General features: G+C 71.5%; 10 protein-coding genes. 6 read left to right on the plus strand and 4 right to left on the minus strand.

Annotated elements, in window-relative coordinates; translation table 11 throughout:
- A partial coding sequence (locus VET29_RS10265) for an aldehyde dehydrogenase family protein (protein ID WP_324918214.1) occupies positions 1-782 on the minus strand: 782 nt, incomplete at its 3' end.
- Between the two features lie 71 nt (positions 783-853).
- Between VET29_RS10265 and VET29_RS10270 the strand changes: the two genes are divergently transcribed.
- Positions 854-1,495 (plus strand): MBL fold metallo-hydrolase, encoded by a 642-nt coding sequence (locus tag VET29_RS10270; RefSeq protein WP_324918217.1) that lies wholly within the window; start codon positions 854-856, stop codon positions 1,493-1,495.
- A gap of 44 nt (positions 1,496-1,539) precedes the next feature.
- Entirely contained in the window at positions 1,540-2,070 is a 531-nt protein-coding gene (locus tag VET29_RS10275) for a VanZ family protein (protein WP_324918241.1), read from the plus strand.
- On the opposite strand, the gene VET29_RS10280 is transcribed toward VET29_RS10275, so the two are convergent.
- The 3 genes from VET29_RS10280 to VET29_RS10290 all read right to left on the minus strand — a co-directional run bounded on the left by VET29_RS10280 (position 2,067) and on the right by VET29_RS10290 (position 5,747).
- Complete coding sequence (locus tag VET29_RS10280; protein WP_324918220.1) at positions 2,067-3,635, minus strand: GMC family oxidoreductase; 1,569 nt, start codon at positions 3,633-3,635, stop codon at positions 2,067-2,069. The genes VET29_RS10275 and VET29_RS10280 overlap by 4 nt on opposite strands.
- A 22-nt stretch (positions 3,636-3,657) precedes the next feature.
- Positions 3,658-4,668: an NAD-dependent epimerase/dehydratase family protein gene (locus tag VET29_RS10285; protein WP_324918223.1), complete on the minus strand. Its 1,011-nt coding sequence runs from the start codon at positions 4,666-4,668 to the stop codon at positions 3,658-3,660.
- Between the two features lie 164 nt (positions 4,669-4,832).
- A complete protein-coding gene (locus VET29_RS10290; RefSeq protein WP_324918226.1) occupies positions 4,833-5,747 on the minus strand; it encodes an SMP-30/gluconolactonase/LRE family protein in 915 nt (304 codons plus the stop codon).
- Positions 5,748-5,888: 141 nt separating this feature from the next.
- On the opposite strand from VET29_RS10290, the gene VET29_RS10295 reads away from it, so the two are divergent.
- From VET29_RS10295 to VET29_RS10310, 4 genes are all read left to right on the plus strand, one after another.
- On the plus strand, positions 5,889-6,740 hold the full coding sequence (locus tag VET29_RS10295) for a helix-turn-helix transcriptional regulator (RefSeq protein WP_324918229.1): 852 nt from the start codon (positions 5,889-5,891) through the stop codon (positions 6,738-6,740).
- Positions 6,741-6,781: 41 nt separating this feature from the next.
- Positions 6,782-7,018 carry a phosphoribosylformylglycinamidine synthase subunit PurS gene (gene purS / locus VET29_RS10300; RefSeq protein ID WP_324918232.1) on the plus strand — a complete coding sequence of 79 codons (237 nt, stop codon included), beginning with the start codon at positions 6,782-6,784 and terminating at the stop codon, positions 7,016-7,018.
- Positions 7,019-7,091: 73 nt separating this feature from the next.
- A complete protein-coding gene (gene purQ, locus VET29_RS10305; RefSeq protein WP_324918235.1) occupies positions 7,092-7,763 on the plus strand; it encodes a phosphoribosylformylglycinamidine synthase subunit PurQ in 672 nt (223 codons plus the stop codon).
- The coding region (locus VET29_RS10310; RefSeq protein ID WP_324918239.1) for an AIR synthase related protein at positions 7,760-8,384 on the plus strand (625 nt) is incomplete at its 3' end. The genes purQ and VET29_RS10310, both read left to right, overlap by 4 nt.

Consider the following 8,384-nt stretch of genomic DNA (forward strand, 5'->3'; position numbering starts at 1 on the left):
GCGTCCGCGGCGGCGACGACGTCGGCGTCGTCGTCGACGATCATCGCGTCCTTGCCGCCGAGCTCCATGAGCACCGGCACCAGGTTCTCCGCGCAGGCGGCCATGACCTTCTTGCCGGTGGGGGCCGACCCGGTGAAGGCGAGCTTGTCCACGCCCGCACGGCACAGTGCGGCCCCCGTCTCGCCGTAGCCGGTGACCACCTGGAAGGTGTCGGTGACGTCCGGAACGGCGGCCCGCCATGCGGCGGCCAGCCAGGCGCCGACGGCAGGGGTGTACTCCGAGGGCTTGAAGACGACGGCGTTCCCCGCGGCCAGCGCGTAGCCGATCGAGCCCATCGGCGTGAACACCGGGTAGTTCCACGGGCCGATCACGCCGATCACGCCGAGGGGCTGGAACTCCACCGATGCGGCCTGGTTCGCCATCAGCAGCCCGGCCGAGCGGCGCTTGCGGCCGAGCACCTTGGCCGCGTGCTTCGCGGCCCACGCGGTGTGGTCGATGGCCAGCACGATCTCGAGCATCGCGTCGGCGTGCGGCTTGCCCGTCTCGGCGTGCACGACCTCGGCGAGCTGCGCGGACCGGCGGGTGATCACGCCCTTCCAGCGCTGGAGGCGTTCGGCGCGCCCGGAGAAGCCGAGGCCCGCCCACCACCGCGCCGCGTCCCGCGCCCGCGTCACGGCGGCGCCCACCTCGTCGGCGGTGTTGACCGGGTACGTGCCGACGACCTCGTCCGTCGCCGGGCTCAGCGAGTCGAAGGTCTCCTGCTTCGCGTCTACGGCGGTCATGTTGGGGCCTCCCTAACGTTCCGTCGCTCACGCTACCCGCCGGTAGGGTGGCCGCGCGATAGCCTGGCGCGGTGCAGATCGTTCACTACGGGCACTCGTGCGTACTGCTCACCACCGACTCCACGCGGCTGCTGTTCGACCCGGGTGTGTTCTCGGCCGGCTTCGAGCCGGCCACCGAGCTGGACGCGATCCTGATCACCCACCAGCACGTCGACCACTTCGACGGCGGCCGGCTGCCGGCACTGGTCGCGGCCAACCCGAACGCAGCGCTCGTCGTCGACGAGGACACCGCGCCGGAGCTGGCGAAGGTCGGCCTCACCCCGACCTCGGTCGCGCGCCCGGGCGACGCGTTCACGTTCGGCGGCATGGCGGTCAACGTGGTGGGCGGCCGCCACGCGACCATCCACCCGGACCTGCCGCCGCCGGCCAACGCGGGCTACGTGGTCGACCACGGCGCCTTTTACCACCCGGGCGACGCCCTGTTCGTGCCGGAACAGCGGATCGACGTGCTCGGCCTGCCGTTGGCCGCACCGTGGCTGAAGACGAGCGAGGCGGTCGACTTCCTCCGCGCGGTGGGTCCGCGGGTGGCCGTGCCGATCCACGAGGCGCTGCTCTCCGAGGTCGGCTTCCAGCTGAACCAGAACCTGCTGGGCAACCTGGCCCCGGACGCGGAGTTCCGCGTGCTGCCGCGTGGGGAGTCGGTGTCGGTCTGATCACCGACTTCCTGCTGGACCACAAGCCGCTGGTACCGGCGGTGATGCTGCTCGCCGCCGTCGTGTGTGCCGGCGTCGGCTACCTGTTCCTACGCAGGCGCCCGGTCCTGTGGGCGCTCGCGGCGGTGTCCACCGTGCCGGTCGTCGCGCTGACGCTCGTGCCGACCGCGGGCCGCTCGTTCGCCTTCTGCGTCGTCCAGTTCTCCGTGCCCACGCTGCGTACCGTCGAGCCACTGGCCAACCTGGCGCTGTTGTTCCCGCTGGTCTTCTTCGCCACGCTGGCCACGCGGCGACCGCTGCTCATGGTCGTGGCCGGTGTGGTCCTGTCCGCGGCGATCGAGGTCTTCCAGGGTCTGGTGCCCGCGCTCGGACGCGCCTGCGACACCAACGACTGGGCGATGAACAGCGTCGGCACGGTCGTCGCCGTTCTCGTGGCGAGCGCCCTGATCGCGCTCGCCGGCAGGGCCTTGTCCACACCTGTGGACAACTCTGTGGATGATTCGAACGTGCGTTCCCCGCGAGAGTTGTCCACAGGTGTGGACAAAGTTGGGGATGAATCGAACGGGCGTTCTTAACGCGCGCCTGTCCGCGCGGTCCCGGTGCGGCCCCTGACGAGGTCGGCGGCCTTCTCCGCGACCATGATCGTCGGGGCGTTCGTGTTGCCTCGGGGGACCTTCGGCATCACCGACGCGTCGACCACCCGCAGGCCTTCTATGCCATGCACTCGCAACGTCGGATCGACCACGCTCAGTTCCCCGGCACCCATCGCACAGGTCCCGACCGGGTGATACAGCGTCTGGCTATGCGCCCGTGCGTACTCGGCCAGGTCGTCCATCGGCAGGAACGGCCTGGTCAGGTACTTCGCCAGCGGGCCGGTCGCCGAGATCTCCACCAGCGTGTGCAGCGCGGACACCATCGCGTCCAGGTCCGAGGGCTCGGCGAAGTACGCCGGGTCGATCAGCGGCCGCCAGCGCGGGTTCGCCGAACGCAGCCGCAGCCGGCCGCGGGACGCGACGTCGACGAGCGTCGCGCCGGCCGTGAAGCCCGAGGCGTTCGGCTCGCGCAGACCGTTGTCGTAGAACGCCGACGGCGCCACGTGTACCTGCATGTCCGGAGCAGGCAGGCCGTCGGTGGTGTGGAAGAACGCGCCCGCCTCGCCGATGTTCGACGCGAAGGGCCCGCGGCCGGTCGCCTGCCAGCGGAGCAGCCGGGCCGGCGTCGCCAGTGACGCCAGGTCCTTCGTGCCCCGGGTCTCCCACACCAGCGGCGCGGCCGGGTGGTCGTGCAGGTTCTCGCCGACACCCGGCAGGTTCGCGACGACCTCGATGTCCAGCGCGCGCAGGTGTTCCGCCGGGCCGACACCGGACAGCATCAGGAGCTGCGGCGAGTTGACCGCGCCCCCGCACAGCAGGACCTCCGCCGCGCCGACCTCGTGCGTCTCGCCGCCACGGGCGTACTCGACGCCGACCGCCCGCGTTCCGTCGAACAGGATGCGGTTGACCAGCGCGGACGTCCGGACCGTCAGGTTGGTGCGGCGAAGCGCGGGCCGGAGGTAGGCGTCGGCGGTGGACCAGCGCCGGCCGCGCCGGCACGTCACCTGGTAGAGGCCTGCGCCCTCCTGCGTCGCGCCGTTGAAGTCGTCCGTCGGCTTCATGCCCCACGCGACGGCGGCGTCCACCCAGGCGTGGGACAGCTCGTGGGTGTAGCGGCGGTCCTCGACGTGGAGCGGGCCGTCGGTGCCGTGCAGCGGCCCGCCCAGGCGCGTGTTGTGCTCGGCGCGGACGAAGTACGGCAGCACGTCGTCGAACGACCAGCCTTCCGGCCAGGCGTCGTAGTCCGCGCGGTTGCCGCGGATGTAGATCATCGCGTTCATCGACGAGCAGCCGCCGAGCATCCTGGCCCGCGGCCAGTACGTGCGGCGGTCGCCGAGGTGCTTCTGCTCGACCGTCTCGTAGTTCCAGTCGAACCGGGTCTTGAACAGTGTCGAGAACGCGGCCGGGATGTGGACCTCGTCGGCGTCGTCCTCGCTGCCGGCCTCGAGCAGCAACACCCGCGCCGAGGAGTCCTCGCTCAGCCGGTTGGCGAGCACACACCCCGCGCTGCCGGCACCGATGACGACGTAGTCGAAGCTCTCGGCCATCCTGAAGAGCCTGCCACCTCGACTAGAGCTTGGCGAGCACCTCTTTCTCCTCGTCGAGCGACAGCCCCGCCCTGCGCTCGCGGTCCAGGCCCAGCTCACGCTCCCGTTCGAGCGCGTCGGCGACCGCGTCGGCGAACGGCCGCACCGGCATGCCCGCACGCAGGGACGGCGTCGGGTCGTGTGTCTTGAAGCCGTCGTACTCGTCCGGCACCCACAGTGGCAACGAGCGGGGGCCGCCCCAGGGGTTGACCCCGGCCGCCGCCAACTGGTCCGCCGTGGCCCGCACCAGCTCGCCGTCGAAGCCGACCGCGGCCGCGATCTCCTCGATCACCGTGCTCGTCGGGCGGTGCGGACCGACGGCGTCGAAGGTGCCGGCAACGCCCTGCTCACCGGCGTCGACGATCCAGGTCGCGAAGTCCCGGACGTCGACGAGCTGGATCCGCTGGTCCTGGAAGTCCGGCACGAGCACCCGGCCACCGCGGGCGAACCGGCCCGGCCAGTACCCGAACCGGTCACTGCGGTCCCAAGATCCGGTGATCAGGCCGGGACGGACCACGAACGCACGGTCACCCATCGCATCGCGGACGGCGTTCTCGCTCGCGACCTTGATGCCGCCGTACAGGAGGATGCCGTCCTCGCCGGCCGCCATCATCTCCTCGCGGGTCGCGTGCTGTTCCAGCGGCGGGACCAGCGGCCCGGTGGCCGGGGTCTGGTCGGGCGTCCTGACGTCGGCGTACACGTTGACGGTGGAGACGAACGTCCAGTGTGCGGCGCGTTCGCCGAGCGTGTCGAGCGCCCGCCGCACCCACGGGTAGGACAGCGGCGAGACGTCCACGACCGCGTCGTAGCTCTCGCCGGCGAGCGAGGCGAGCCCGTCCTCGGCGTCCCGGTCGACCCTGACGAGCCGCGCCCCGTCCGGGACCGACCCGGACTCACCCCGCGCCGCGCACACGACGTCGTGTCCCCGCCGCAGCGCCTCACTCGCGACCGCGTAGCCGACGAAGATCGTCCCGCCCAGCACAAGAAGCCTCATGCCCCACACCCTGACCCGCACACCCCATGGCCCGCCACCGTTCTCGCGCTGAGCGAACGGCGACGGGCCCGTGGTTTGTCGGTGCCCTCCGATAGCCTTGAAACAGGGGGACCCCCTGGGCGATGCGAACGGACTGTTCGCATCGTGGGCGGGCCCGGATGCCGTTACAGGCGGCGCAGGACGAAGTCGCTGGCCGTGGCGCCGGCGATGAACCGGTCGATGTGGCCGTCCACCACGTAGACGCCGTACGGGGTGTCCGCGGCCGTCGTCGGGGCCGCGTCCGGCCACGGCGTCGTGCGCAGCGGAACCACTCGGTCGCCCACCAGCTTCAGCTCGTGCACCGCGACCACACTCGCCGGCAGTGCCGTCAGCGTGTTGGTCACCACGACCAGTGTGCCGTCGCGGCGCAGGACCATGCCGTCGGCGCCCACCAGTGCCGGTGCCCGCAGCTCGGTGAGGTGTCCCCTGGACAGGCGGTAGAGCTTCCCCGTCGTGTAGTTCGCGACCACCGGGTAGCCGCCCGGGTGCCACACGATCCCGTTCGCGCCAGGGGACGGCGTCAGCCGAGGGTCGCTCACCAGCGTCGTCGCGTGCCCGGCCAGGTCCACCCGGTAGACCGCGCCCGCGCCGGTGTCGGTCACGTACGCGTTGCCGGCCGGGTCCAGCACCACATCGTTCACCGCGTGGCCTTCCCCGGACAGGTCGACCAGCCGCTCACGCGCACCGGTCCGCAGGTCGTAGGTGGCCAGGAAGCTGGGGCCGGGGGCGAACGGGCTGCCGATCGCGGCCACGATCCGGTGCCGGGCGGCATCGACCTTCAGGCCCACGAAGCCGGGCAGCTCCGGGTCGGACACCACTGTTCTCCGTACCCCGTCGCGGCCCACCGCGGAGATCAGTGCGGGCTGCGTGAGCGAGCCGACCAGCAGCGACTGTCTCGTCGGGTCCCACGCCACCCCCTCCGGGAACAGGTTCTCCGCCGCCGTGGTCAGGACCCGCGGCAGGCCGTGCGTGGTGGCCCCGGCGGGCGCGGCGCCGACCAGGGCGGCCGCCAGCGCGGTCGTGATGAGTAGCGAACGCATCTCTCTCCTTCGTCGTGACTGACAGTCGTGACCGACAAGGGCAATGCTGTCCGCGAGCACGGGGTCCACCCAGCCGTCCGCGTAACCATGGGTCTACCAAACCCAGGCTGAGAACCTGAGCGCCCAGGCATACTCGGCGACATGGATCGACGGTCGGAGCTGGGGGACTTTCTCCGGTCCAGGCGGGCTCGCCGGCAGCCCGAGGACCTCGGGCTCACGCCGGTCGGCGGCCGCCGCCGGGTGCCAGGGCTGCGGCGGGAGGAGCTGGCGCAGGCCGCCGCGCTGTCGGTCGACTACTACGTGCGGCTGGAGCAGGGCCGGTTGCGCAACCCGTCGAAGGAGATCGTCGACGCCGTCGCCACCGCGCTCGGGCTCGACGAGTCCGAACGCCGCTACCTGCACAACCTCGCCCGGCCGCGGCGGGACGCACAGCCGGCCACCCACGCGGTGCCCACCACCATCCAGACGCTCATCGACAACACCACCGTGCCGGCCGCGCTCTACAGCAGGCGCGGCGACGTCCTCGCCTGGAACGCGTTGACCGCGGCGCTGCTCGTCGACTTCGCCCAGCTGCCGCCCGATGAACGCAACATGCATCGGCTCGTCTTCCTGAACCCAGAGATCGCGGGCCGGTTCGTCCAGTGGGAGTGCAAGGCCCGCGACCTCGTCTCGCAGCTGCGGATGGAGGCCGGCCGCAACCCCGGCGATGAGAGACTCGCCACGCTCGTGGGTGAGCTGAGCATGCGCAGCCCCGAGTTCGCCCGGCTCTGGGCGACCCACCCGGTGCGCGAGAAGATCCGCGGTGGCTACCGGTACCGGCACCCGGTCGTCGGCGAGTTCTACCTGCGGTACGAGGCTTTCTCGCTCCCCGGCGCGCCGGACCTCTCGCTCGTGTGCCAGGTCGCGGACCCGGGCAGCCCGGACGAGGAGGCCCTGCGGCTGCTCGCCTCGTGGACCGCCCGGCCCGACCGGGTGAACGCGCAGCTCAGGTAATCTCCGGGGCGTACCACCCTCGAACCCGGGAGCAGCCTGTCGTGGCCCGAGTCGTCGTCGACGTCATGCCCAAGCCCGAGATCCTCGACCCGCAGGGTCAGGCCGTGGCCAACGCCCTGCCTCGGCTGGGCTTCGCCGGAATCACCGATGTCCGCCAGGGCAAGCACTTCGAGCTCGAGATCGACGACTCCGTCGACGACGAGACGCTTGCCAAGATCGCCGAGGGGTTCCTGTCGAACCCGGTGGTCGAGGACTTCGTGGTGCGGAGGCTCTCGTGAGCGGAGCGATCCATCAGGGACCGAACGACCGGCACCCGGTCTCTCGGCGCCCGCGAGAGAGCGAGGCCAGGTCGTGACCCGGATCGGGGTGATCACCTTCCCGGGCACGCTGGACGACACCGACGCCGCGCGTGCCGTGCGGTACGCCGGCGGCGAGCCGGTCGCGCTCTGGCACAAGGACGCCGACCTGCGCGGTGTGGACGCGGTCGTCGTGCCCGGCGGGTTCTCTTATGGGGACTACCTGCGTGCCGGCGCCATCGCCCGCTTCGCGCCCGTGATGACCGAGGTCGTCGGTGCCGCGCACCGCGGCATGCCGGTGCTCGGCATCTGCAACGGCTTCCAGATCCTGTGCGAGGCCGGTCTGCTGCCGGGCGCCCTGCTGCGCAACGGCGGCCTGCACTTCGTGTGCCGGGACCAGCGGCTGCGGGTGGAACGATCCGGCACGGCATGGACCGCCGGCTACAGCGCCGGGCAGGAGATCGTCATCCCCGTCAAGAACATGGACGGCCGGTACGCCGCGTCGAGGTCCACCGTGGACGAGCTGGAGGGTGAGGGCCGGGTGGTCTTCCGGTACCTGGACGTCAACCCGAACGGGTCGCTCGGCGACATCGCCGGGATCTCCTCGCCGGACGGCCGGATCGTCGGCCTCATGCCGCATCCCGAGCACGCGATCGACCCGCTGACCGGGCCGGGCGCGGACGGGCTGGCCATGTTCCGCTCCGTTCTCGAGGCGGTGCCGGCATGACGGCGACCACCCACGTGGACTCGGTCGAGCACGCCGCGGCCACGCCCGACGTCCCGCAGCCGTACCGCGAGCTGGGTCTCAAGGACGACGAGTACGCGCGGATCCGCGAGATCCTCGGCCGCAGGCCGACCGACGCCGAGCTGGCCATGTACTCGGTCATGTGGTCGGAACACTGCTCGTACAAGTCGTCCAAGGTGCACCTGAGGTACTTCGGTGAGACCACGACCGACGAGATGCGTGCCTCGATGCTCGCCGGCATCGGGGAGAACGCCGGCGTCGTGGACATCGGCGACGGCTGGGCGATCACGTTCAAGGTCGAGTCGCACAACCATCCGTCCTATGTGGAGCCCTACCAGGGGGCGGCGACCGGTGTCGGCGGCATCGTGCGGGACATCCTCGCGATGGGTGCCCGGCCGCTGGCGGTCATGGACCCGCTGCGGTTCGGCGCCGCGGACGCGCCCGACACGCGGCGCGTGCTGCCCGGCGTGGTCGCGGGCGTCGGCGGGTACGGGAACTGCCTCGGCCTGCCGAACATCGGCGGCGAGGTCGTGTTCGACGAGTCCTACGCCGGCAACCCGCTCGTCAACGCGCTCTGCGTCGGCGTGATGCGCAAGGAGGACA

It is taken from the genome of Actinophytocola sp. (assembly GCF_035634895.1).
In the GTDB taxonomy this organism is placed as follows: domain Bacteria; phylum Actinomycetota; class Actinomycetes; order Mycobacteriales; family Pseudonocardiaceae; genus Actinophytocola.